Genomic DNA, 24,259 nt, shown 5'->3' with positions numbered 1-24,259 from the left:
TAACGGTTCAGCTGGTTCAGTAATGAGCTGGCGGGAGTGAGTTGAAATAAGTTCGGCGGGGCGGTTTGCCTGGCTGAGCGTTGTGAAAATGACCTCAATAATAAATCCAAGAGGATGAGTCATGAAAACGAACAGTAAGCGTCGGGTATCACCGTCTCTGAAGCTGTTGACCTTGGCATTGGCTGGTATTGGCGTATTGCCTTATGCCCAAGCAATGAGGCTGGACACAGGTGCGGACTGGGATACCAGCCTGAATACCACTGTGCAGTACACCATGGGCTGGCGGACTCAGGGCCGTAACAGCGGTATTGCCAATAACCCATCTTACGACGAAGGGGATTACAAATTCGACAAAGGTGACATGGTCACCAATCGAGTCAATGCCTTGGTTGAACTTCAGGGCGTCTATAAACGCAATACCGGTTACCGTATATCGGCTTCAGCCTGGAAGGACTTCGCGTACGACGACGACGTCGAGACAAATCCTGCTTTCGCCAACATTTCCAGCTATCGGGATGACGAGTACTCCAGCACGACCAAGAAGTTCCACATGCGTGGCGCCGAATTGATTGATGCCTTTGTTTTTCATAACACCAGAGTTGGTGATACATCGCTCTATTTGAAAGCCGGTCGCTTTACCGAATATTGGGGTAATGCCTTCTTTTTCGGCTTTTCAAACATTGGCTATTCGCAACACCCAATCGATTACCTGAAATCCTTCTCTGCGCCCGGCACAGAAGTTAAAGAACTGTTTATGCCACGCGCACAGGTAATGGCCACTACCGAACTGTCGCCAGAGCTGTCCGTTACTGCCCAGTACTTTTTTGAGTTCAGGCCGAACCGCTTCCCTGAAGGCGGCACCTATCTGGGGCCGTTCGACTTCCTCTACTCCGGCCCTAATCAGGCGCCTTCGCTTGGCTTCCCCGTTTCGGCCGGTCATGAGAACAAGCCCGACGACATCAACGATAACTTCGGTATCAAGGTGTCCTGGTCACCGGAATGGGCGCAGGGCGACCTTGGCTTCTACTTCCGTCAGTTCGACGAAGTGCAGCCTTCGGCATTCCTCGATGTCTATGCCAACGGTACTGGCCGCGTACATCAGGAGTTCGTGGAAAAGGTCAAGCTGTACGGTTTTAGCTACGAAACGAACCTGGGACCGGTGAGCACCGGTATAGAGTTTTCGTACCGCCAGGATACCGGCCTTGCCAGCCCTATCAGTAATGGCCAGACAGGCGTTTACGACAAAGGCGCTACAGGCGATATCGCTAACCTGATCGTCAACGGCCTGTACACCCTGCCCAGTACGCCGCTCTGGGATACCGGTGCGCTGCTGGCGGAGCTGTCCTATACCCGCCTGGTCGATGTCACGGGTAATGAAGAACTGTACAACGGCGTTGGCGAGGCCGGTTGCGGCTTCGGTTCCAAGAGCGATGGTTGCGCCACCCGCAATGCGTTGGCCGTTGCCGTTCTCTTTGAGCCCGCGTGGCTGCAAGTCTTCCCCAGTATCGACCTTAGTGCGCCGATGTCGCTTACCTACGGCATTAATGGCAACCCCGCTTACAACGGGGGCGCGTTCTATGCCGAAGGTACTCAGATCTATTCGGCTGGTATACGCGCCACATACAAGCAGATTCACTCTGCAACCCTGCAGTACAACGGCTACCACTGGGACGCCAAGCATAAGGACACCGACTACGGTGCAGGCCTTGCATATTCCGGCGGAAACGGCCCGATCGGTTTGAACGACAAGGGTTGGATCGAGCTTCAGTTGAAGACTTCCTTTTAAAGTTGTTCAGGAGAATAACAATGAAAAATCTGAAGAAAACCTATCGTTCCGCATTGGCACTGGCCATTACGCTGCTAGCGGCGCAAAGCGGCTATGCCGCAGTGGCTGAGTCAGAGGCGCAGGCGCTAGGCACGAGCCTGACCAAGTTCGGCGCTAACCCCGAGGCCAGCGCCGACGGTTCGATTCCGGCCTATGACGGCGGCCTGAAGAACGCGCCCAAGGTGGGCGAGAACAATTACCCCAATCCTTTCCCGGATGAGAAGCCGCTTTATTCGATCACCCAAGCGAATATGCAGGAACATGCCGAGCTGCTGAACGAAGGCACCACGGCAATGCTGCAGCGTTTCCCTGACTATCGTATCGATGTCTATCCCACCCGACGGACCATGGAATATCCAGAGTGGTTTCTTGAAAACACTGCAAAGAATGCCACCACAGCCAAGCTGGAGGGTGACGTATCCGGCGATAAGGTAATCGGCGCAGCCGAGGACGGTCTTCCTTACCAGGGCATTCCGTTCCCTATTCCGCAGAACGGCTATGAAGTGATGTGGAACCACTTCTTCCGCTATGCAGCGGCGGTCACCACACAGGAAAGTAACAATTGGTTGGTGGACAGCTCCGGTAGCAGGAGCGAGCTGCCGGGTATCTACGGTGCCTATCTGCATCCATGGTCTGAGAAGACTGGAGAAATGCGTAAAGCAACAAACGATTCGATGTTCGGCTTTTGGTCGGTCCTGACCTCGCCCCCTACTTCTGCGGGCACTCAGTTCCTCAACTACTACCTGCCGGATGCTACCGACACGTCCAAGGTCTGGTTTTACACCCCAGGGCAGCGTCGAGTTCGTCGTGCACCGGAATTTGCCTATGACACCCCAATGGGAAGCTACGCCGGTGTAATCGTCTGGGACGAGCCTTTTGGCTTTGTGGGTCGTATGGACCGCTTCGACATGAAACTTGTCGGCAAAAAAGAAATGATCGTGCCGTATAACGTGTTCGGCACGACCAACCAGGCGACTTCCGAAGAATTGCTCGGAAAAGACTTTCTTAAGCCGGAATACGTGCGGTTCGAGAAGCGCAGGGTGTGGGTGGTCGAGGCCAACCGCAAGGCTGACGCCCGCCATGCTTATAGCAAGCGTAACTTTTACGTTGAGGAAGACTGCTGGTGCTTGGTGGGTACGGAGTCCTTTGACGACGCTGGCAAAATCTGGCGTGTTGCGCAGATTCACAATTTTCCGTCTTGGGACGTTGGCGGGATGAACAGCGATACCTGGATGTTCCAGGACCTGCGTAAAGGCAACTACATCATCATCAACTCGGGTCGTGCCGACCCAGGGACATACGTGCGCAGTTATGACAGCCATAAGGGGCGTGGGCTGGCGCTCAACCCTAAAGCGCTGCAAGGCAAGGCTGTTCGCTGACAGCCATGGCTCGGGGGCGCGTGCCCCCAACGTCGCTACGCTCCAGTCATGAAGTAGGTAATCCAGATGAAGCGGATTCGAAACAAAGGTTCAGACGGGTCTGGTGACCAGTACGGGCAAGCTTGCTTTATTGATTGCTTGGCGGTTTCAAGTGTGCTCATAGCCATCTGTGAGCGAGCCAAACGTACGGCGGCCTGGGTATCATTTTTGATCTGCTGCGTGTGGTTAACGCCTGTCCAGGCGAGCTTTACAGACCCGCTTGATATCCCAGCAGTAGTAGTGCCCGACGTTGCAAATCGACCGATACATGCGGTTGCTCGCGCTGGCGACCGACTGGTTGCAGTAGGCCCGCGAGGGGTGGTCATGACGTCGGAAAAGCAGGGTGAAGACTGGAAACAAGCGTCTGTTCCGGTACAGAGCGACCTGGTCGCTGTTCACTTCCCCACTGCCCAGAGCGGCTGGGCGGTTGGGCACGATGGCGTAGTTCTGCACAGTGCTGATGGTGGCTCCACTTGGGAAAAGCAATTGGATGGCCGGCAGGCCAAGGAGCTGTTCACTCGCTATTACGAGGCTCGAATTCAGAAGGGCGACGCGCAGGCCGAGACGGGTTTGGAGCGCGTAGAAACGAACTACGTTACCGGGCCGTCGCTTCCGATGCTCAGCGTGTGGTTCGAAGACGAACAGCGAGGATATGCAGTCGGCGCTTTTGGCCTGTTGATTGCCACTAGCGATGGCGGACGTAACTGGGAACCTTGGTTCGAGCGAATCGAAAATGAAGAGCAGCTTCATCTCAACAGTATCCGCAGCATCGCCGGTGATCTCTACATCGCTGCTGAGCGCGGGGCGTTGTTCAGGCTTGACCGATCAGAGCAGCATTTTGAACTGATCGAGACGAGCTACGGCGGAAGCTTTTTCGGCTTGGCCGGATCGGCCGACATGTTGCTCGCCTATGGGCTGGAAGGCAGCGTCTATCGCAGCCTCGACCGGGGCGAAAACTGGACTCGGTTAGAGACCGATACCAACGCCAGCGTTACTGACGCAAGTCAGCTGCCTGGCTCTGATCGCTATGTGCTGACCACCGCGGTCGGTGAACTGCTGATTGGCGATCCTATGAGTTCCGCGCTTTCGCTTGAAAGACCTCGCAGACCGTCCCGGTTTACTGGCGTGACGCCGTTGGCCAACGGCCAGCTGCTGATCAGCAGTTTAGAAGGTATGCGCAGGCAGCCGCTCGAAAAATGACGGCTCCACGTAAATTTCACCTGATTATGGAAGTGCAGATCTGATGGCCATCTATACCAGTCCAGATGACGGCATGCCGATCGCGACCAGGCTCGAAGATTTCGATAGGAAATCCGGTAGCAGGGCCGAGCGGTTGATTTTTAACAATCGCATCGTACTCATCACGATCTGCGCTTTTTTAACGTTGATGCTCGGTTTCCTGTCGACTCGCCTCGAAGTACAGGCGAGCTTCGAAGATATGATGCCGCAATCCCATGAGTTCGTTCAGAACTACCTGGATCACCGAGGCTCGCTGGGCGGGTTGGGCAACTCGGTGCGCGTGGTCGTGGTGAACACTAAAGGCGAGGATATCTACGAGGCGGACTACCTGCAGACGCTTCGCAAGATCAACGACGAGGTATTCCTGCTTCCCGGGGTCGACCGGTCGTTCATGAAATCCCTGTGGACTCCAGCGGTGCGCTGGACCGAGATTTCTGCAGAAGGATACGAGGGTGGTCCGGTGATGCCGGACAAGTTCGATGGCTCCGAGGAAAAGATCAACGGGCTGCGTTTCAATGTGAAGCGATCCGGGATCACTGGTGCGCTGGTGGGTAACGACCAAAAGTCGAGCATGATCTTCGTTCCATTGCTCGATACCAACCCAGATACTGGCGAGCCGCTTGACTACAAGGATTTTCGCGATCAGCTGGAGGCATTGAAAGCCTACGAGCAGGAAGGCGTCGAGATTCGCGTGATTGGCTTCGCTCAGCTGGTAGGCGACCTGATCCATGGCCTGAATCAGGTTCTGACTTTCTTTGTGTATGCGGCCGTAATTGCTGCGCTCATCATCCTCATCTACACACGTTGTATCCGTAGTACGCTGCTGGTGACGAGCTGCTCGGCAGTGGCTGTTATATGGCAGCTTGGGCTAATGCAAGCGCTGGGGTTACCGCTCGATCCCTATTCGATCCTGGTGCCGTTCCTCGTTTTTGCCATCGGCGTGTCGCACGGTGCGCAAAAGATGAACGGCGTGATGCAGGACATCGCTCGCGGCACACACAAGTATGTCGCTGCGCGCTACACCTTTCGTCGTTTGATTCTTGCCGGCCTGACGGCTTTGCTGGCGGACGCCGTGGGCTTTGCTGTACTCGCGTTTATCGATATCCCGGTAATCCGCGGTCTTGCGATGGCGGCCAGCATCGGTGTCGCAGTTTTGATTTTCACCAACCTGTTCCTATTGCCCGTATTGCTCTCGTTTACCGGCGTCGGTGCCGCGGGCGCAGCCCATAGCTTGCGTGGCATGAGCGGTAAGCATCCGCTGATCGAGCTTTTCGCTGGCTTCGCCGAAAAGTCTCGGGCGCGCTGGGTCATCCTGACGTTCGCCTTGATTACTGCCGGCGGCTGGTACGTCGCACTGGGCCTGCAAATTGGTGACCTTGATCCGGGCGCGCCGGAGTTACGACCGAACTCTAGCTACAACCTCGACAACGCTTACGTTACTGAGCATTACAAGCTATCCAGCGATCAGTTCGCGGTCATTGTGGCAACGCCGCCGCAGGGCCTGATCAGCTACGAAACGCTGCTGGAGATGGACCGCCTCGAGCAGGTGCTGCGCGATCTGCCCGGCGTGCAGACGACGGTTTCCGCGGCCAGTCTTGCGCGTCTGTACACCACGGTCGGCTTCGAAGGATCGCTGAAGTGGGAGAGCATCAATCGCGACCCTTACGTGGTGCAGGATGCGATGAACGTGGTGTCCGACTTCGCGCCGGAGATGTTCAACAATTCCCGCTCTGTGGCACCGATCATTGCCTATCTCACCGACCATAAGGCTGAGACACTCAGCCAGGTCGTCGAGGCGGTGGAAGCTTTCGCTGCAGAACACAACACCGAGGATCGGCAGTTCCTGCTGGCAGCCGGTACTTCCGGTATCGAAGCCGCAACCAATATCGCGGTGAAGAAAGCCAATCGCACGATGCTGTTCTGGGTATACGCTGCGGTCGTGCTGCTTTGCTATATCACCTTCCGTAGCTGGCGTGCGGTGATTGTCGCAATCGTGCCGCTGGTGGTGACTACCATCCTGTGCGAGGCGTTGATGGTCGTGCTGGGCATTGGGGTCAAGGTCGCGACCTTGCCAGTCACCGCGCTGGGTGTCGGTATCGGCGTCGATTATTCGCTGTACCTGCTGACTATCCACCTGATGTTCATGCGCCAAGGCGCATCCGTGAAAGACGCTTATGTCGGTGCCCTCGGCTCTACTGGCAAGGTGGTTGCGCTCATTGGCATCACGTTGTCGGCCGCAGTAATTACCTGGGCTTGGTCGCCGATTAAGTTCCAGGCCGATATGGGCATCCTGCTGGCGTTCATGTTCATGTGGAACATGCTCGGCGCGCTCATCCTGGTGCCTGCCCTGGCGGCTTATCTACTGCCCCAGTCGAAGCCGACGGAGCAGCACCAACCATTGCCTATCCGCACTCAGCTTGATGACACCAGGAAATCTGAACTGCTGAAGGTCACCGCCTGACTCCCGACCGCCCGCGCTCGGAGTGCGGGCGGTCACGTTGCGGAATTTGTTATGCGATACGGCGTTAGTGCGTTGAGCCAAGGCTGCTTGGCGGCAGGTTTTATCTAAAAGAAATAATAAAAGAGGATGATGCTATGCACACTCCGCAATGCCCGGAAATGCTCGGGATACGATTCTTTATCTGGAAACTCTGCGCCTGGGCCGGACCCTTGTATCTAGTCGGGCTGATCTTCTTCTGGGGCATCCTCGGCAATAACATCCCTGCGCCCCGGCAATATTGGTCAGCGGATGAAGTCGTCGAATTCTTTCTCAGCAACAATATTCAGATCCGTATCGGTATGGTCGGCACTCTCTTCGTAGCGCCGTTCTATTTCGTATGGAGCCAGGCTATTTCGGCGGTGATGCGCGAAATCGAAGGCCCTGACGGCTTTCTCGCACCCCTGGAGAACGTGGGAGGGATCGCCACCGCATTCGTCACCCTAGCCTTCGCGCTGATGTGGCTGACTGCGAGCGTTCGCACTGAGCTCCGGTCACCCCAGGACATTCAACTGCTGCTGGACTTGGGTTGGCACATTTTTGACATGACCATCATGGTCACCTTGATCCAGATGTGCGCCGTGGGCGGCGCCATATTAATGGATCGACGTCCCCAACCGCTCTTCCCGACCTGGCTGGGCTGGCTTTCCTTCGCGGCGGCCAGCACCTTTCTGACCGCGTTCCTGATGCCGTTCTTCCGGGATGGACCCTTCGCGTGGCATGGCCTGGTGACCTACTGGCTGGTGCTCAACGCGTTTTTTATCTGGATGGTTTTCATGTGTTACTACCTGTTTAGCGCCATCGATAAAGTTCGCCAGGAAAAAATTTTTCACGAAAACGTTCGTCCTGAAAAGGAGGTGCTGGCATGAGCACGGTCATGCAAGCCGGCAAGCAGGAAAGAGTGCTGCCAGGGCTCAACGGGATCTGGGTCTTCGTGATCCTGGACCTGACGTTCTTCGCGGTTTTCTTCTTGTCCTACCTGATGGAGCGGTCATCACGGGTCGAGCTGTTCAACACCTCGCAAGAGAGCCTCAACGTCCCCCTGGGACTGATCAACATGCTCGTGTTGTTGACCAGCTCATGGTTCGTGGCCATGGCCGTTGCCGCGGTGCGGGAGGGCCAAACCAGGCGGGCAGTCCGGTTGCTGTATGCGGGTGCCGGTTTAGGCGTGGGATTCGTCCTGATCAAGCTGTTCGAGTATTACGAGAAGCTGCAGGTCGGTATTTCCCCCCTGACCAATGAATTCTTCATGTTTTATTTTTCCCTGACCTTCTTTCATTTCCTGCATGTGCTGGTCGGCTTGCTCGTGTTGATTCGCCTGGCGCGGCGGTATCAGGCCGGGTTGTATCGGCGCGGTCAGGTCCATGGCCTCGAAACCGCTGCGGTCTACTGGCACATGGTCGACCTGCTCTGGATCATGCTTTTCCCACTGCTTTATATGGCGAGGTGAGTGATGGCCTTCTTCAAACTTCCCTATTCCAGTGTCTGGTTATTCTTGGTGGTGGCCTCCGTGGTTGGCACCTGGATTACCCAGGCGACCTTCAACCCGACCTGGGCGACCTCCCTCGTGCTGCTGATCGCGTCGCTCAAAGTCGCGCTGGTCATGGGCTGTTTCATGGAGCTCGGTTCGGCGCCGGGTCGCTGGCAGTGGCCGTTCGTGTTCTGGCTGATAGCCGTCACGGCCTTATTCGTAGTGGGCTTCATCGTTATTTGATATCCAATTTCGTTGCCATTCGGGGCAAACAAGGAGCATTCATGTTCGAACTTTCAGGCAAGACCGCCATCGTGACTGGAGGCGCTTCGGGTATCGGCGCGGCCACCGCGCAACGGCTGCGCAAGGCAGGCGCCGAGGTATGGATCGCCGATGTCACCGAGACGGCCGAAGATGGCTGCCATTTCCGCCGCACCGACGTTTCCAACGGCGAAGACATCATCGCCATCTGCGACGAGGTGATGGAGCGTACCGGCCATCTGGACATCTACGTCAACAACGCCGCGATCTCCAGCGGTCACCTTTTGGCCGATGCCGATCTGGAGCGCTCCGAGCGCTTCTGGCGGGTCAACCAGATGGGTGTGCAGATGGGTATCAAGGAAGCGGCGGCGCGGATGAAGGCCGGCGGCTCGATCATCAATTTCTCCTCCATCACCGCCGTGCGCGGCTTCGCACAGTGGGGCGAATACGCCGGCACCAAGGGCGCGATCATGGCGTTGACTCAGACCGCCGCCGTCGAATACGGCCCGCGCGGCATCCGCGTCAACTGCATTGCCCCCGGCATCATCGAGACGCCCATGGCCATGAGCGAGGCGCCGGACATGGTGCGCAAGAACGCCGCGGTGTTCGCGCTGCTCGGGCGCATCGGCCAGCCCGAAGAACTGGCGGCGGTGGTGCATTTCCTCGCCAGCGACGATGCCAGCTACATCACCGGGCAGATCCTTTCGGTGGACGGTGGCTGGAGCACGGGCACCTCGCTCAAAGGCATCGAACTGGCGCTGGCCACCTGAAGTGACCGCCGTAATGACGCTGGAAACCCTGCTCGATCGCGCGCAGATCGAGGCTGTGTTGATGGCCTACACCACCGCCCTCGACGAGCGCGACTGGTCCGCGCTGGAAGACGTATTCCCCACGGACGCGAGCGCGGATTACGGCGTGGTAGGGCAATTCCATGGCCGAGAGGCAGTCATCGACGTGGTCCGGGATTTCCTGCAGCGCTGCGGCCCGACCCAACATCTGCTGGGCAATATCCGCGTGAATGTGCAGGGCGACGAGGCTCAGGCCCGCTGTTACATCCAAGCGACCCATGCAGGTATCGGCAAGCACCTTGGCCAGACGATGACCCTGTGGGGCGAATACCGTGATCGCCTAGAGCGGCGGGAGGAGGGCTGGCGCATTCTCCATCGCGAGCTGCACGTTCAGCACGTGGTGGGGGATGTGGGGGTGCAGCTCAGGGCTTGATCCGGCATGGCGTCGATCCGATCGACGCCATGCTCGCCTTTTCCACGCTGACCCTTAGGACAGAATGCCGGTAATCGCCGAGGGCGTCGCGCTTTTCTCAATCACCACGATATTCACCGGAATCGCCGACATGCGCGGCATGGCGTTGATTGGTTCTACGTCGCGGTCGGTGCTGATCAGCATGTTGGTGGAGGCGCCGTGGGTTGCCAAATCGACGTTCTCCCCCGGTAGCCCGCCCCAGGCATGCGCCATGGACACCACACCGGTACGCACCGCCGCGTCCGCTTCGACGATGGCGGTGATGCGCGCATGGTCGGAGACGATCTCGATGCGGTTGCCGTTCTCCAGGCCATAGGCCGCCATGTCCTCGGGGTTGAGGTACGCCGGGTTGTAGGGGTTGCGCTTGCGCGTGGTCGGCAGGTGCATTCCGATAGTGTTATAGAAATTGCGCATGCGCCGCGATGACAGCAGATGGGTGAATTGCTGGCCGTTGCTTTCATGGCCCTGTACAGACGATGCCTGTGCCGCCAATTCGTGCAGCTCCTGGGCGACATCCTCGGGCATCACGTCGAAAGTTGCGGTGGCTTCCGGCCGTGGCGGCAGGACGATGTTGCCGGCGTCGTGGAAGACCTTGCCGGACGGGGTTTTTTTGATTTCTTCCAACGGCGCCAGCGGATGTTGGGCTCGCATCGCCAGCAACTGGTCGGTGGTTGGCGGCACCCGCATGTCCAGCTCGGTCTCGCCGAAGCGGATGGTCTTGCCCAGGCGCTTGGCCAGGGCCCAGAAGAAATACCACTCTTCGATCAGGTCCGAATCCTTCGGCGGGTTGAGCAGGGCAGGGGAGTAGGCGACCCAGGATTCCGGGAAGAAGGCGAAGCCGTAGGCGCTGACCGGCAGGTCCGCGCGTTCGTATTGCATGGTCGGCGGGATGATGTAGTCGGCCAGCCGTGCGCTGTTGCTCATGTACGGATCGATTGAAATGCGCAGGTGGAGCGCCTCGAAGGCGCGCGCCATCTTCTGCTGATCGGGCATCAGGTTGGCCAGGTTGCCGCCGCAGGAAATCAGGCATTTCACCTGGCCCGGCCCAGGCGTGAGAATCTCGTCGGCCAGGGTTGCGGTGGGTTTTTCTCCGGCAATGGAGCTGCTGCCGCGAATACGGCTGGGCGGCGCCAACCAGGACGCACGGGATGGCGGGATGACCTCGGCGCGAAACTCTCTGGGTGGCGTCATCATGTCGACGCTGAGCACTTGATCGCCGGGACGGGTGAAACGGCCGCAGACCACATTCAGGCAGTCGACCATGTGCTGCATCAGGTTGGAATGAGGCGCCATGCTTGGGCCTGTGCCGGTGTAGGCGCAGCCCTGGGTCGAGTCGCGGGCGAATAGCTCCGCGATCTTGCGCAGGTCCCCTGACGCCAGCCTGGCGCGCTGTTCCACCGATTGCTCGTCGAACGGCTCCAGCGCCAGCCGCAGCTCTGCCATGGATGCCGCGCCGACATAGCGCGCGCAAAAGGCTTTGTCTTCCCAGCCCTCGTCGAGGATCAAGCGGATCACCCCGGCAATGATCGCCGCATCCTGGCCAGGCATTGGCTGGACCAGCAGGTCGGCATGGTGGGCGGTCTCGGTCTTGCGCGGGTCGATGATGATCAGCTTGAGCCCACGCGCCTTGGCTTCTTTCAGGCGCTTGGTCGGGTCGGAGGCGAGAAAGCCGAGCAGGCCATGGGACAGCAGCGGATTGGTGCCGATCAGCATCACGACGTCGGACTGGTCCAATTGCAGATTTCCACCCGCCCAGCCGCCTAGGCGTTCGAAAGACAGAGTCTTGGCTGACTGGTCGATGGTGTAGGAGGTGAAGCGTGAGCGCGAGCCGAGGGCATCGAGAAAATGCGCCTGCATGGTCACGGCGGTGGAGTTGAAGATCGAGCCATTGCCGAAATACACGCCAACGGCATCCGGCCCGTGTTGCTGGATCAGGGTGTCGAGGCGCGCGGCGATCTCGTCCAGCGCCTGCTCTGAGGAAATGCGCTCGAAATCGCCGGCGGCGTTGCGTTTGAGTGGATGCAGCAAGCGTGATGCGCCGTGATGCGCTTCTTCGGCCTGCAAGCCCTTGAAGCAGGCGTAGCCGCGGGTGATGGGGTTGTCCTTGTCGCCTCGGATATCGACGATGCGGTCATCCTCGTCGATAGTCAGCTGCATGCCGCAATGTCCTAGGCAGATTCGGCAAAAGGCTTTTTCGGTGCGCAACGCCATGAGCAATCTCTCCGACCGTTTTTATTGTGTCGGTCAAGATGTGCCTGGGCGTTGCCGGCAGCAATAGCGCTGCGCGCCAGCTGCCTGCAGTTCGTGCCACTCATGGATCCATCCCTGGATGCCGGTTGCCTCAGCTCTGGATATAGGCCAGTTGGGTGTGGGTGTATTCGTACAAGCCGTGCTTGCCGTCCGCGCCACCGATGCCGGAGCGGCGTACGCCGGCATGGAAGCCCTGGAAGGCTTCGAAGTTCTCGCGGTTGACGTAGGTCTCGCCAAATTTCAGCGAGGCGATGGCGTGCATTGAACTGGCGAGGCTGCTGGTGAAAATCGACGAGCTGAGGCCGTACTCGCTGTCGTTGGCGCGGGCGATGCCTTCGTCCAGATCGTCGATGGCATCGACCATCACCACCGGGCCGAAAACTTCCCGCTGCAGGATGTGCATGTCGGCCTTTGTGCCAGACACCACGGTGGGCTTGAAGAAGCAACCTTCGCCGCGTTCCGCGCCGCTGCCGCCCGCGAGGATTTCCGCGCCCTTGTTGCGCGCATCATCGATCAACAGGCCGATGCGCTCGACGGCGGCACGGTTGATCACCGGACCCATTTCTACCGGGCTCGCGCCATTGGGGTCGCCAAAGCTTATGGAGTCGAACGCTGCCGCCAGCTTTTCGCTGAATTCGGCCTGCACTGCACGCTGCACGTAAATGCGTTCGGTGCAGTTGCAGGCCTGGCCGCTGTTGATGGACTTCGACATTTTCATGGCTGCCACGGCGAGGTCGATATTGGCGTCGTCGAGGATGATCGCCGGCGCCTTGCCGCCCAGTTCCAGGTTGACCTTGGTGATGTTCTGCGCGGCATTGGCCATGATCGCCGAGCCGGCGGCCGAGCTGCCGGTGAAACTGATCATGTCCACTTCCGGATGCACGACCAATGCCTGGCCGACGCTATTGCCCAGGCCGCCAAGCAGGTTGAAGACGCCAGCGGGCAGCTCTACCTGCGCGACGATGCGGGCGAACTCGTAGGCGCTGTAGGGCGTTTCCTCGCTGGGCTTGATCACCACGGTATTGCCGGTGAGCAGGGCGGGGGCGACCTTGCGTACGACCATGAACAGCGGGAAGTTCCACGGCAGGATGCCGGCCACCACACCCATCGGCCGGCGGAACAGCAGGATGTTTTCACCGGGCCGATCGCTGCTGACGATCTCGCCCTCGATGCGCCGCGCCCACTCGGCGGTGTAGTCGAGGTATTCGGCGGCGAGCGCCACTTCCATCTCGGCCAGCGGCATGACCTTGCCCTGCTCGATGGCGATGACCTGCGCCAGGCGCGGCAGGTTTTCCCGTATAACCTTGGCCATGCGCCGCAGGTATTGCCCGCGTTCGTTGGCAGGTAGCGTCGCCCATTTATCCTGGGTGGCGCGGGCAACGGAGACGGCGCGGTCGACCAACTGGGCATCGCCATCGGGCATTGAGCCGATGCGGGTTTCGGTCGACGGGTTATAGACCTCGACGGTGTTGCCAGTGGCGGCGATGAAACGGCCGTCGACGAAATGTTCGAAAGCGAAGTTCGGGGTAGTCATTTCACGCTCCGGAGCAAAGTGGGTGAGGTGTTGTGGGCTGTGACGCCGGTCAGGAAGTCGGGCAGCTTGCCGGCGGCCACGATGTGCTGGCGACCCAGTTCATCCACGCTGGCGCAGCCGAGCAGGCCGAGGGTGCGCTGAGTTTCCTGCTTCAGCAGGGCGAGCACGCGGGCGACGCCGGGCTGGCCGAAGGCTGATAGGCCATAGAGATAGGGCCGCCCGATCATGCAGGCCCGGGCACCCATGGCCAGCGCCTTGACGATATGGCTGCCGCGGCGCACGCCGCCGTCGAGCACCACTTCGAGCTGATCGCCCACGGCATCGACGATGTCGCCAATCAGGTCGACGGTCGCTGCGCCGCCGTCGAGCTGGCGGCCGCCGTGGTTGGAGACGATGATGCCGCTAACACCGGCCGCCGCCGCATGGCGTGCATCTTCCACCGTTTGCAGACCTTTGATGACGAAGGGTTTGCCCCAGTGCTGCATCAACCGCTCGACCCGCGACCACGTGATGTTCTGTTCCATCTTGGCGGCGAAGAAGGACGCCAGCGTACCGAGGTTGCCGCCGCCATCGGCCATCGGGACATTCGGCAAGGTTATCCCCCCACCGGCCAAGTAGCCGAGGCACCAGGCCGGGCGCTGGGCGAAGCTCAGCAGGTTTCTGCGACCCAGACGCGGCGGCACGGTCAAGCCGTAGCGCAGGTCCTTCTCACGATTGCCGGCGACCACCGTATCCACGGTCAGGCAGATCGCATCGAAGCCGGCCGCCTTGCAGCGGTCGATCATCTCGAGGTTGAGCGCGTCATCGTTGAGCAAGTAGAGCTGGTAGATCTTCGGGCCGGTGCTCGACGCCGCGATATCTTCGATGCTGGTGGTGGCCATGGTTGACAGCGAGTAGGCCACACCGGCGCGGGCGGCTTCCGCCGCGACGGCAAGTTCACCGTCGGGATGGAATATGCGGGTCATCCCGGTGGGTGCGAGCAGCAGTGGCCATTCGAGTTCGCAGCCGAAAACCGTCCTGCGCATATCCACCTTGCGGATGTCGTGCAGGTAACGCGGCATCAGGCTGTAGCGTTCGAACGCCTCCGAGTTGGCGCGTTTGGTCAGTTCATCGTCCGCGCCTCCATCGATGTAGTGGAACAACGGCCCCGGCAGTCGCCGGCGGGCCGCCTCCACGAAATCATGGAGATTGAAACAATCGTCAAGTCGGCTCATTGGCCTCCCCCTGTTACTAAAGGATGAGGCCGGGCAGGCCGCTACCTGCGTTGCCGAAAACGGGTGGGCAATGGCCGCGAAAATGCGCGTTTACCGCTGGTAACCGCGATTTTTCGGCCATTCCTTGTCTCGGCTGCCTCGCCTGCGTTTCTGAAAGGCAGCTAGCGGGCTTTGTAGCGCACCCGCAAGTCGTGGGGACCCCGAGCGAAATAGGAGTCGATCCAGTGCACGTCAGTGGAAATCGGCGTCAGCGTCTCGAAGCGCTTGAACACCACTTCCAGCGCCTTGCCCGCTTCCATCCGGCTCAGGTAGCTGCCAAGGCAAAAATGCGGGCCTTGGCCGAAAGACATGATCGGCACCGTGTTCTTGCGGTCGATGTCGAACGTCTCGCCATTGGGAAACTTGCTTTCGTCGCGGTTGGCCGAAGCCAGCAGCGGCATGATGGTCGAGCCCTTGGGAATCGCCACGCCGCCCAGTTCGGTGTCTTCGGTGGTATGGCGGAAGATCATCTGCACCGGCGGCTCGAAGCGCAACACCTCTTCCAGTAGGGCCGGAATAAGGGATGGGTCATTGCGCACGCGCTGATACACGTCCGGATAGCGATTGAGCAATGTCATGGTGCTGCCGAGCAGGTTGGTCGTGGTCTCCACGCCGCCGATCAGCAGCAGTACGGCCATCGACAACACCTCCAGGCGCGTCAGTTTCTCGCCTTGGACTTCCGCCTGAATGAGCGTGGAGATGATGTCATCGCCCAGGTTGGCGGTGCGCTGATCGACAATCTCCTCCATGAAGGCGCGCAGCTGCCGCGAATTTTCTTCGATCTGCGCCAGGCGTGGCCCGTCATAGGCCGCACGGTTGGCGGCGGCCAGGGTGTCATCGACCCAGACTTTGAATTCGGCACGACGCTCGGTTGGCACGCCCAGCACTTCGGCGATCACCGTGACCGGATACAGCGCGGTGAAATCCCATACCCAGTCGCATTCGCCTTCTTGGCCATACTTGGCGACGATGTCATCAACCAACTGATTGGCGATATCCGTGGCGCGTTGCTGCAGACCGGCGACCTTGGAGGGAGTGAATGCCTTGTTGGCGATCTTGCGCAGATGCATGTGATCCGGCGGGTCCATGGAAATCATCGGCGGCACTTCCGGCACCGGATCATATTCGCCGAGCAGGGCCGGCCAGAATTGCGCGGAGCTGTAGAGTTTGCCGTTCTTCAGCAGCGCATCGACGTCCTGGTAGCTGGCCACGGCGAAGGCTTGCATGCCTTCCAGCCATTTCACCGGCTCATCGCGGCGCAGCAGGTCATAGAAGGGGTACGGGTTCTGCTTGACCTCAAGGTCAAGGGGGTCATAGGTCTTGTTAGCAACCTCTCCAGGGGTAGCTGCTTGAAGCTGATTCATAACGCCTCCAACGTTGCGCTTTTATTTTTATTCGCCGAGCCAGTCGACGGTCGATGCGTGTACGAACCTAAGGCGGTTCGAGTGAGACCACGCTATCCGCTTGTGACGACGCCCCTCAATGGCCAAACGTGACACGGCGGCTCTGGCTGTGCCAATCGCTGAATATGCCCGCCCAAGGTTCGGAAGGATTCGCATCGCCCAACGATTGTCACGAACCGCTCAGGGCTGGCCGCAAAAGTAACAGCCGCTTGGGCATGGCTGATTTATAAAAGCTGTGCCTGGATTCGTTCGCAGCGTCGCCAACGGGCGGTGGCAGCGGCCGGCTCGTAACTGAAAACGTGGTTCATCACACATAACAATTATTGGATGGAGCTATCCCCATGTACGGTATCTATACCAGCAAACTGCAAAAAATTCTGAGTGAGTCCAGGCGTGAACAACGTCATCTGCTGGCCCCGAGCATCGAGGCTGCGGTGCCGCTGGCCGGAGGCACTGGCGTCAAGAATTTCGCCACGGGTGATGAGTGGCTGACCGGTTTCTTCAAAAACGGTGCACAGAGCGTGGTGGATATGTATGCCGACGAGTTCGTTTGGGAAGACATCGAGTTCGAGCTGACCATCACCGACAAGGGCGAGCTGTTCAACTTTTTCTCGGTGTTCGATGACGCCGGTCCCGACTCTCCCCACGGCGTTCATGAGTTCGATCTGATCAGCTATGACGGCTGCAAGGTGCCGCTGCAGCGCGCCACCCTACGTCGGGAAGGCGTGGCGAAGGACTGGGACCCTGCCGAATATCATCGCCTGGTCAATGGCATTACCGAAGGCGCTCATTTGGAGTACGACGAGTGGGGCTACATGCAGTGGATCTGGCGTGCCCAGCACAATGGCGACATCTTCGGCGTGCCGGCGGCCGGCAAGACCACCGTCACCCGCGGCACCTCCACCCAGTTCTACCGTAACGGCAAGATCGTTCGCTGCCGTACCCACTGGAACTTCCGTGAATTCGCCATGCAGCTCGGCCTGATTCCGTCGTTGGACCAGCTCTGAGTCCTCGGGAGGAATGACTATGCGCTACTCGATTCTGGGGCGTAGCGGGCTGCGGGTTTCACAGATGTGCCTGGGCACCATGACCTTCGGCCCTGGCGCCGACTGGTCGCGCTCCGAGGCCGAGGCGCGGGCGGTGTTCGACGCCTACGTCGAGGGCGGTGGCAATTTCATCGACACCGCCAACATGTACACCGGCGGCGAAAGCGAGAAGATCGTTGGCCGCCTGGTAGCCGACGACCGCGAGCGTTTCGTGGTCTCGACCAAATACGCCAACGCCATTCCCGGCAAGGGCGACCCCAACGCCGCGGGCATGCACCGCAAGAGCCTGACGCAATCGCTGGATGCCAGCCTCAAGCGCCTCGGGATGGATTACATCGACCTGTACATCGTGCACTGGTGGGACTTCACCACGCCGGTGGAAGAGGTGCACCGGGCACTGGACGATGCGATCCGCGCCGGCAAGATTCTGCACATCGGCCTGTCCGACGTACCGGCCTGGGTGGTGTCACGCGCGCAGGCGTTTCACGAATTGCGCGGCCTGTCGCCGATTGCCTGCATGCAACTGGAGTACAGCCTAGTGCAGCGCTCCATCGAGCGCGAGCACCTGCCGCTGGCCGACACCTACGGTATTGGCGTGACTGCCTGGTCGCCCATGGCCGGCGGCATCCTCAGCGGCAAGTACACCCGACAGCAGAAGGACGATGGGCCGAAACGCCTTGATTCCATGCAGTTGCAAGCCCTGGACGAACGCAACCGCGGCATCGCCCTGGCGGTGGACGCGGTGGCCGACCGGCTGGAGGTGCCGCCCTCGCAGGTGGCGTTGGCCTGGGTGATGTCGCGCGGGGTCATCCCCATCGTCGGCGCCACCCGGCCACAGCAGATGCGCGAGAACCTCGCGGCGAGCGGGCTGGTGTTGGACGCGGCAACGCTGGCGGAGCTGGATGCGGCCAGCGCCTTCGATGTTGGTCACCCGTACAACATGCTCGATTGGGACATGCCCATGTCCCTGGGTTACGGCGGCATGTTCGAGCAGATGGACATACCGCATTTCCCGTCGCGCCGCTGAGCTGAATGGGCGGCCCGGCGCCTCGCCAGCCGCCGCACAAGAACAAAAGATGATGAGGAGATTTTTTTCATGAGTACTTTGGAGAGCGCCGAATTGATCGCCACCAGCGGGACCTTTCAGCGTATCGGCTCGGTGGCCGCCTTGCTGAGTGGCGAGCCGCTTGGCGCAGTGGTGGATGGCAAGGAAGTCGCGGTATTCGCGGCGGACGGCGGTTTCGTCGCCACCAGTGGTATCTGCCCCCACGCCCAGGGGCCGCTGCATGAAGGCGAAGTGGAGGATGGCGTATTGACCTGCCCTTGGCACGGCTGGACATTCAACCTTGAATCCGGCCAGTGCGATGAAGACCCCGGCCTGTGCCTGGAGCGCTACGAGGTGAAGGTCGAAGGGGACGATATCCTCGTGCGGGTGTGAGCTGAGCGATTCGTTGGAGCTTTGTGGGCATCCAGATTCCCTGGCCGGATGCCCACTTTTTTTGCCCGCTGATTTATCGAAAGGCCATTGACGAAGGTTTTAAAGCGGCGCCGTATCCGTTCCATAAAGGCGCAAGACATGAATAATACCGACAGTAAAACATCGATAACCACGATTATATTGTGCTTCTTGATAGCAGTCGCCGAGGGTTTCGATTTGCAGGCGCCGGGCTTGGCTGCACAGGGCATATCGGCCGCGTTTGAATTGAATAGATTTCAAATTGGCTGGTTTTTCAGCATCGGTTTATTGGCCATGCTGCCGGCTGCCATAGTGGGAGGGCGCGTTTCGGATAATTACGGCAGAAAACGCGTGCTCGTTGTCGCCGTTATCATATTTTCCGTATCTTCGATTATAACTGCGTTATGCGAGAGCTATTACGGCTTACTTGCCGCACGGTTTATGACCGGCATCGGACTGGGGGCTGCGTTACCCAATCTCATCGCCTTGTCCTCTGATGCGGTAGGGCCTTCCCGCAAAGGGGCCGCCGTGAGTGCCATGTATTGTGGAGTACCCATCGGCGCCGTCACGGCCGCTCTGCTTGGGGTTGCCCAATTAAGCGAAAGTTGGAAGTTTCTGTTTTATGTAGGAGGTGTGGGGCCCCTGCTATTAGTCCCATTCATCATTTGGCTGTTGCCGAAGTCCCGAGTCAACGCAGCATCCTCAGGCAAAACGAAACCGCCAATTAAAGTCTTGTTCAACGACTCGAAGTGGAAAGACACCTTGCTCCTGTGGTCAGGTTTCTTTTTTACCATGATGGTCGCTTATATCCTGGTCAACTGGATGCCGAGTCTGCTGATCGCTCAAGGGTTGAGCAGCAAGGAAATGAACTATGTGGTTATGATCATGCACATGGGTTCGGCAGTTGGAACGGTCATGATCGGAAATATTCTCGACCGTGCTCCGCTATGGGTAGTGCCTGCAATCGTCTATTCGGGGATTTTGCTGGCTTTGACCGGCTTGTATTATTCGGACTCCATGAGTTCGATACTCTGGGCATCCTTTATCGCGGGTATGTTTACAGTGGGCGGTCAAGGCGTGCTTTTCGCATTAGCGCCCCTCTTTTATCCGATGAGTATCCGTGTCACTGGCGTAAGCGGCGCTATATCGGTCGGGCGATTGGGTGCCATGAGCGGTCCTGTCATCATCGGTCAATTTCTCGCCATGGGAGGCGGGGGAACCGCCAGCGTCATGCTCGCCTGCGCTCCGGCCATCGTCATCGCCGCTGGGTCGCTGCTATACCTGTCCAAACGCTATTACCGTGCTTCTGAAATTTGATCCCGTGCTTCGCCGCGACGAACTTGGCCAGATCCAAACGCTTTCGCCGTCCTGGCATCCTCAGTGACGACATCCGGTGCGTATGCGACGTCCTGCGGTATACGGATCCTCGGCCGGACACTCACCTTTGTTGCCTGCTGATTTATCCACAAACCATTGACGAAGGTTTTCAAAGCGGTGCTGCATCCGTTCCGTAAAGGCAACGCAATATCGCTTCCTGCAATTGGTTATCGGCGCCAGCGGCGACGATGGTCTGTAGGGCATCCAGGCCGCGCAGGCCCAACTGAGTCGGCAGCTTATCCCTGACCATCGGATGACAAGCAGCGGTGCGATACAGCTGCAGCTTGCCCACGGCTTCGAACAACCCTTGGCGTGATGCGGTTTCACACGCCTGGCGCAGCGTCTCCAGGGTTTCCAGGGTACCGATACCCTCGATTTGGATCACCGCGTCGAAGGCATTCGCTGTGCTCTGCTGGTTATCCACATCGGGCGTGCTCCATAAGTGTGGATCGCCGGATGCCAACGCATGGATACGCAACTTGCTGACGCAGGGATTGCGTGACAGTGCTGGCAACAGGCTCTGCTCGATCAGCGGTGTCAAGTCGCCGCCGAAGCCGGAGCGTCGGCCGAGCAGCATGAACAGACTTTCGCTCTTGCCATCGCCGGATACCCCCGGGCCCTTACGGCTTCGTTCTATGTAGGTGCGGCTGGCGCCGGCAGCGAGATTGTAGAGCAGTGAGGTCTTGAACAGGTTGCGCTCGTCCTGCTGGATCAGCGCGGCGACCTCGCTCGATGCCAGGCCCGCCCGGGCCACCTCATCGGCGAAGGTCACTTCGGCGATGCCATGGAAGCGCGTGCGGGATGATGCGGTGGACACCACGTCCTTGGGCAGCGGCAGGTTGCGCACGCTGGTGCCGAGGTGGAACTGCACGTAGGACTCGAAGCCGGGAATCCGTGCGGCAAGCACACCATGGATATCGCGCCAATAGCGCGAGAACAGCTGGGTGGACATGTTTTCCTTCTTGCTCAGAAGGGCGATGGTGGTCACCGATGCCATGCTTGTTTCCTTGGGATGAGCGAGATGAGCAGCAGCCCCGGGATCGGCCGGCACCGCTCGTCCTTTTGACTGAATCCGGCTCAGGGCGCGCTGAGGAAACCGCCGTCGAGCGCGGTGATGCTGCCGGTCAGGTAGGCGCCCGCCCGCGAGGCGAGGAAGATCAGCATGCCGCCAATATCTTCCTGGCTGCCGAAGCGCCTGGCGGGAATCTTCTCCAGCATCGTCCGCTCGAGGTCGGGCACCGCCTCGAAGAAGCCAGCGGTCATGTCACTGGGGAAGTAGCCGGGCGCGATGGCGTTGACATTGACGTTGCGGCTGCGCAGGTCGGAAGCCAGCATGCGCGTCAGTTGGTGCAAGGCGGCCTTGCTGCAGCCATAGGCATAGGCGCCGTTGCTTTGCGGCATGATTCCGCCGATCGAGCCGATATTGATGATGCGCGCGGGGTCGTCGTTACTGGCCTGCGCCTCTAGCAGCGGCAGCAGCTCCTGAATCAACAGGAAGGGCGCGCGCAGGTTCAAGCCCATCAGCTCGTCCCAGCTTCGGCTGCTGACGCTGCCGATCGGCGCGCCGCCAAAGGTGCCGGCGTTGTTGACCAGGATGTGGAGGGCGTCGGCGCGCTCGCCCAGATCTCTGGCCAGCGCCTCGATCTCCTCGGCCGAGGACAGGTCGTGTTGGAGAAAGATGCAACTGCCGTGCGCTGCCAGTTCGTCGGTCAGATGTTCGCCGGCTTCGCGCGAACGGCCGGTGACGAACACCGTGCAACCGGCGCGCACCAGCGTGCGGGTAATCAGCGCGCCGACCCCCTTGGCGCCGCCGGTGACCAATGCGGTCTTGCCGGCCAGGGAGAACAGTTCTTCATAGATGGTCGATGGCATTTATTGTTATCCGAGTCGTGTTTGCCAATCCGCCGCCGCAGTCATTCCACTTGCCATTCGATTCGAGACGCGCAGCCCGATGAGGTCCGAAACGTCTCGTATCGCCGGAAGGGGGTTACACGGCGGAGGCCTTGTTGATGTTCACCACCTGCACGGCGGTGTATTCCAGCAGCCCTTCGCGCCCGGACTCGACGCCGATGCCGGACTGCTTGCGAGTGGGGAAGGGGATGGCCGGATCGAGGGCGCAGTGCTGGTTGATCCACACAGTGCCGCTGTCGATGCGGCTGGCGATATCGCTGGCCACGACCAGATCCTTCGACCATACCGAGGCGCCGAGGCCCAGGGTGGAAGCATTGGCCTTGGCCACCACATCGTCGATGCTGGAAAAACGCACCACCGGCAGGATCGGCCCGAACGGCTCCTCGTCCACCAGCGGCGTGCCATCTTCGATGTCGCGCACCACGGTTAGTTGCACGAAATAGCCGGGGCGCTCGATGCGCTTTCCTCCGGCTATAACGCGTCCGCTGCGGTGCGCTTCGTCGAGGTAGCCCAGCACCTTGTCCAGTTGCGCCTTGTTCTGGATCGGGCCGAATTGGCTCTGCGCATCGTCGCCAACCGCCGCGCCATTGGCCAGCGCTGCCAGTTCCTCGCAGACAGCATCGTAGATGTCGTCGTGTACGTAGAGGCGCTTGATGATTGCGCAGACCTGGCCACTGTTGAAAAAAGCCGTGCCGAACAGGGCCGGAGCGATGGCCTTCGGGTCGACGTCCGGCAGCACGATGGCCGCATCGTTGCCGCCCAGCTCCAAGGTCAGGCGTTTGAGTGAAGAAGACGCCTCACGCATGATCACCTTCCCGGTCTCGGTCGAACCGGTGAACGAGACCTTGGCCACGTCCGGATGGTCGACCATTGCCGCGCCGGCATCATTGCCGCCGCAGATGATGTTCAACAACCCTGCGGGGACGATGTCCTTGACCAGTTCGCCGAAGCGCAGCACGGCCAGCGGCGAGGTCTGCGGCGGCTTCAGCACCACGCTGTTGCCTGCCAGCAACGCCGGTGCGACCTTGCTTAGAGAAAGGTATAGCGGTGCATTCCAGGGCGAGATGGCCGCCACCACACCGAGCGACTTGCGATGCAGCTCGACACGGCTATTGGTGTCGTCGACGAGGATTTCCACGTCCAGCGACTGTTCGGCGTAGAAATCGAGATAGCGTTGCGCCAGGCCGACTTCGAAATGGGCCAGCGGCAACGGCCGACCCTGTTCCCGGACCAGCAGCTCGGCAAGTTCGTCGGCGTTTTCCTGCAGCACGGCGGACAGCTTGCGCAACAGAGCCTGGCGCTCGTCAACCGCAGTATTGCGCCAACTGGCATACGCTTGCTTCGCGGCCTGGACGGCACTGTCCACTATGGTCCTGTCCGCGTCGGAGACTTCGGCGGCGACGGTTTCGTCGGAAGGATTGATGACCTTCAGGCGGGCATCGGTTTCGGTCAGGCGACCGTCAATCAGCATGCTAAACATGGGCTTCTCTCAGTACTCGCATGCCGCCTGATCGCGGCAAGCGCGCTCTTAGGGTATGGGCGTAGTCCGGCCAGCCGATACGGACGTCCGGCTGGGAGGCGGGCTCAAGAGGGGATGGCGCCCAGCTGCTGCAGGACCGGCACGGCATCCCAGATGCTACGCTCGAGAACGATCTTGCCGTTATCCCAGCCCATCACCGTGACGCCACGTGTCTTGGTCACTTTGCCGGCAGCGGGTACGCCAAGGAAGTCACCTGCATGCTTGGTTTCCCAGGTCCACTGGAACGAGCCGAGCGTGTCATCACCGACGTAGTCGAACACGTCGAAGCGGTTGTACGACTGGCTCGGATCGGCGATCACGAAGCCGGTGAAGAACCGACGCAGAGCGGCGAGATCACCGTTGATCTGGATACCAAAGTTAACGTCTTCGAACTGAATCTTGTCGGAATAGAGCGACATCAGTTCGTCTGTGTTGTTAGCGAAAAGCCCGATCCAGTACTGGGACCATTGCAAGTTCATTGTGCTTCTCCTGGCGTTGGAATTGTTGTTGGAGAGGAGGGCGACGCCCACTCCGGCGTT

At 59.7% G+C, this 24,259-nt stretch carries 21 protein-coding genes; 13 read left to right on the top strand and 8 right to left on the bottom strand.

Features of this window, described 5'->3' with window-relative positions; translation table 11 throughout:
• The first annotated feature begins 121 nt into the window (after nucleotides 1–121).
• The 9 genes from GQA94_RS14390 to GQA94_RS14350 all read left to right on the top strand — a co-directional run bounded on the left by GQA94_RS14390 (nucleotide 122) and on the right by GQA94_RS14350 (nucleotide 9,932).
• Nucleotides 122–1,786 (top strand): DUF1302 domain-containing protein, encoded by a 1,665-nt coding sequence (locus GQA94_RS14390; RefSeq protein ID WP_158188658.1) that lies wholly within the window; start codon nucleotides 122–124, stop codon nucleotides 1,784–1,786.
• Nucleotides 1,787–1,806: 20 nt separating this feature from the next.
• Nucleotides 1,807–3,204: a DUF1329 domain-containing protein gene (locus GQA94_RS14385; protein WP_158188657.1), complete on the top strand. Its 1,398-nt coding sequence runs from the start codon at nucleotides 1,807–1,809 to the stop codon at nucleotides 3,202–3,204.
• 363 nt (nucleotides 3,205–3,567) lie between these two features.
• On the top strand, nucleotides 3,568–4,443 hold the full coding sequence (locus tag GQA94_RS14380) for a WD40/YVTN/BNR-like repeat-containing protein (RefSeq protein ID WP_158188656.1): 876 nt from the start codon (nucleotides 3,568–3,570) through the stop codon (nucleotides 4,441–4,443).
• Between the two features lie 43 nt (nucleotides 4,444–4,486).
• Entirely contained in the window at nucleotides 4,487–6,943 is a 2,457-nt protein-coding gene (locus tag GQA94_RS14375; RefSeq protein ID WP_158188655.1) for an efflux RND transporter permease subunit, read from the top strand.
• A 134-nt stretch (nucleotides 6,944–7,077) separates the two neighbouring features.
• Complete coding sequence (locus GQA94_RS14370) at nucleotides 7,078–7,848, top strand: hypothetical protein (RefSeq protein WP_158188654.1); 771 nt, start codon at nucleotides 7,078–7,080, stop codon at nucleotides 7,846–7,848.
• Nucleotides 7,845–8,429, top strand: a complete 585-nt coding sequence (locus GQA94_RS14365) for a cytochrome c oxidase subunit 3 (RefSeq protein WP_158188653.1) — start codon at nucleotides 7,845–7,847, stop codon at nucleotides 8,427–8,429. The genes GQA94_RS14370 and GQA94_RS14365 overlap by 4 nt, the downstream gene beginning before the upstream one ends.
• Before the next feature lie 3 nt (nucleotides 8,430–8,432).
• The gene (locus tag GQA94_RS14360; RefSeq protein ID WP_158188652.1) at nucleotides 8,433–8,693 is read left to right on the top strand and encodes a cytochrome C oxidase subunit IV family protein; all 261 of its coding nucleotides are present in this window, start codon (nucleotides 8,433–8,435) and stop codon (nucleotides 8,691–8,693) included.
• 41 nt (nucleotides 8,694–8,734) lie between these two features.
• The gene (locus GQA94_RS14355) at nucleotides 8,735–9,481 is read left to right on the top strand and encodes an SDR family NAD(P)-dependent oxidoreductase (RefSeq protein ID WP_158188651.1); all 747 of its coding nucleotides are present in this window, start codon (nucleotides 8,735–8,737) and stop codon (nucleotides 9,479–9,481) included.
• 13 nt (nucleotides 9,482–9,494) lie between these two features.
• Entirely contained in the window at nucleotides 9,495–9,932 is a 438-nt protein-coding gene (locus GQA94_RS14350) for a nuclear transport factor 2 family protein (protein ID WP_158188650.1), read from the top strand.
• Nucleotides 9,933–9,986: 54 nt separating this feature from the next.
• Here the strand turns inward: GQA94_RS14350 and GQA94_RS14345 are convergent, their stop codons facing one another.
• The 4 genes from GQA94_RS14345 to GQA94_RS14330 all read right to left on the bottom strand — a co-directional run bounded on the left by GQA94_RS14345 (nucleotide 9,987) and on the right by GQA94_RS14330 (nucleotide 16,372).
• Complete coding sequence (locus tag GQA94_RS14345) at nucleotides 9,987–12,128, bottom strand: molybdopterin-containing oxidoreductase family protein (RefSeq protein WP_233270166.1); 2,142 nt, start codon at nucleotides 12,126–12,128, stop codon at nucleotides 9,987–9,989.
• A 184-nt stretch (nucleotides 12,129–12,312) separates the two neighbouring features.
• Nucleotides 12,313–13,755 carry an aldehyde dehydrogenase gene (gene aldA / locus GQA94_RS14340; protein ID WP_158188648.1) on the bottom strand — a complete coding sequence of 481 codons (1,443 nt, stop codon included), beginning with the start codon at nucleotides 13,753–13,755 and terminating at the stop codon, nucleotides 12,313–12,315.
• Entirely contained in the window at nucleotides 13,752–14,969 is a 1,218-nt protein-coding gene (locus GQA94_RS14335; protein ID WP_158188647.1) for an alpha-hydroxy acid oxidase, read from the bottom strand. Before GQA94_RS14335 ends, aldA begins: the two co-directional genes overlap by 4 nt.
• A 161-nt stretch (nucleotides 14,970–15,130) precedes the next feature.
• Nucleotides 15,131–16,372, bottom strand: coding sequence for a cytochrome P450 (locus GQA94_RS14330; RefSeq protein ID WP_158188646.1), 1,242 nt, complete (start codon nucleotides 16,370–16,372; stop codon nucleotides 15,131–15,133).
• 380 nt (nucleotides 16,373–16,752) lie between these two features.
• On the opposite strand from GQA94_RS14330, the gene GQA94_RS14325 reads away from it, so the two are divergent.
• From GQA94_RS14325 to mhpT, 4 genes are all read left to right on the top strand, one after another.
• Nucleotides 16,753–17,418: a hypothetical protein gene (locus GQA94_RS14325; protein ID WP_158188645.1), complete on the top strand. Its 666-nt coding sequence runs from the start codon at nucleotides 16,753–16,755 to the stop codon at nucleotides 17,416–17,418.
• A gap of 19 nt (nucleotides 17,419–17,437) precedes the next feature.
• Nucleotides 17,438–18,484 carry an aldo/keto reductase gene (locus GQA94_RS14320; protein WP_158188644.1) on the top strand — a complete coding sequence of 349 codons (1,047 nt, stop codon included), beginning with the start codon at nucleotides 17,438–17,440 and terminating at the stop codon, nucleotides 18,482–18,484.
• A 69-nt stretch (nucleotides 18,485–18,553) separates the two neighbouring features.
• Complete coding sequence (locus tag GQA94_RS14315) at nucleotides 18,554–18,895, top strand: Rieske (2Fe-2S) protein (protein ID WP_158188643.1); 342 nt, start codon at nucleotides 18,554–18,556, stop codon at nucleotides 18,893–18,895.
• A 138-nt stretch (nucleotides 18,896–19,033) separates the two neighbouring features.
• On the top strand, nucleotides 19,034–20,230 hold the full coding sequence (mhpT, locus tag GQA94_RS14310; RefSeq protein ID WP_158188642.1) for a 3-(3-hydroxy-phenyl)propionate transporter MhpT: 1,197 nt from the start codon (nucleotides 19,034–19,036) through the stop codon (nucleotides 20,228–20,230).
• A gap of 169 nt (nucleotides 20,231–20,399) precedes the next feature.
• On the opposite strand, the gene GQA94_RS14305 is transcribed toward mhpT, so the two are convergent.
• The 4 genes from GQA94_RS14305 to GQA94_RS14290 all read right to left on the bottom strand — a co-directional run bounded on the left by GQA94_RS14305 (nucleotide 20,400) and on the right by GQA94_RS14290 (nucleotide 24,199).
• Nucleotides 20,400–21,287 (bottom strand): EthD domain-containing protein, encoded by an 888-nt coding sequence (locus GQA94_RS14305; protein WP_158188641.1) that lies wholly within the window; start codon nucleotides 21,285–21,287, stop codon nucleotides 20,400–20,402.
• A gap of 80 nt (nucleotides 21,288–21,367) precedes the next feature.
• Nucleotides 21,368–22,162 carry an SDR family oxidoreductase gene (locus GQA94_RS14300; protein WP_158188640.1) on the bottom strand — a complete coding sequence of 265 codons (795 nt, stop codon included), beginning with the start codon at nucleotides 22,160–22,162 and terminating at the stop codon, nucleotides 21,368–21,370.
• A gap of 115 nt (nucleotides 22,163–22,277) precedes the next feature.
• Nucleotides 22,278–23,681, bottom strand: coding sequence for an aldehyde dehydrogenase family protein (locus tag GQA94_RS14295; RefSeq protein WP_158188639.1), 1,404 nt, complete (start codon nucleotides 23,679–23,681; stop codon nucleotides 22,278–22,280).
• A gap of 104 nt (nucleotides 23,682–23,785) precedes the next feature.
• Nucleotides 23,786–24,199 carry an ester cyclase gene (locus tag GQA94_RS14290; protein ID WP_158188638.1) on the bottom strand — a complete coding sequence of 138 codons (414 nt, stop codon included), beginning with the start codon at nucleotides 24,197–24,199 and terminating at the stop codon, nucleotides 23,786–23,788.
• Nucleotides 24,200–24,259: the final 60 nt, after the last annotated feature.

The sequence above is a fragment of the Stutzerimonas stutzeri genome (assembly GCF_009789555.1).
Taxonomy (GTDB): Bacteria; Pseudomonadota; Gammaproteobacteria; order Pseudomonadales; family Pseudomonadaceae; genus Stutzerimonas; species Stutzerimonas stutzeri_R.
This window is presented reverse-complemented; position numbering and strand designations above follow the sequence as displayed.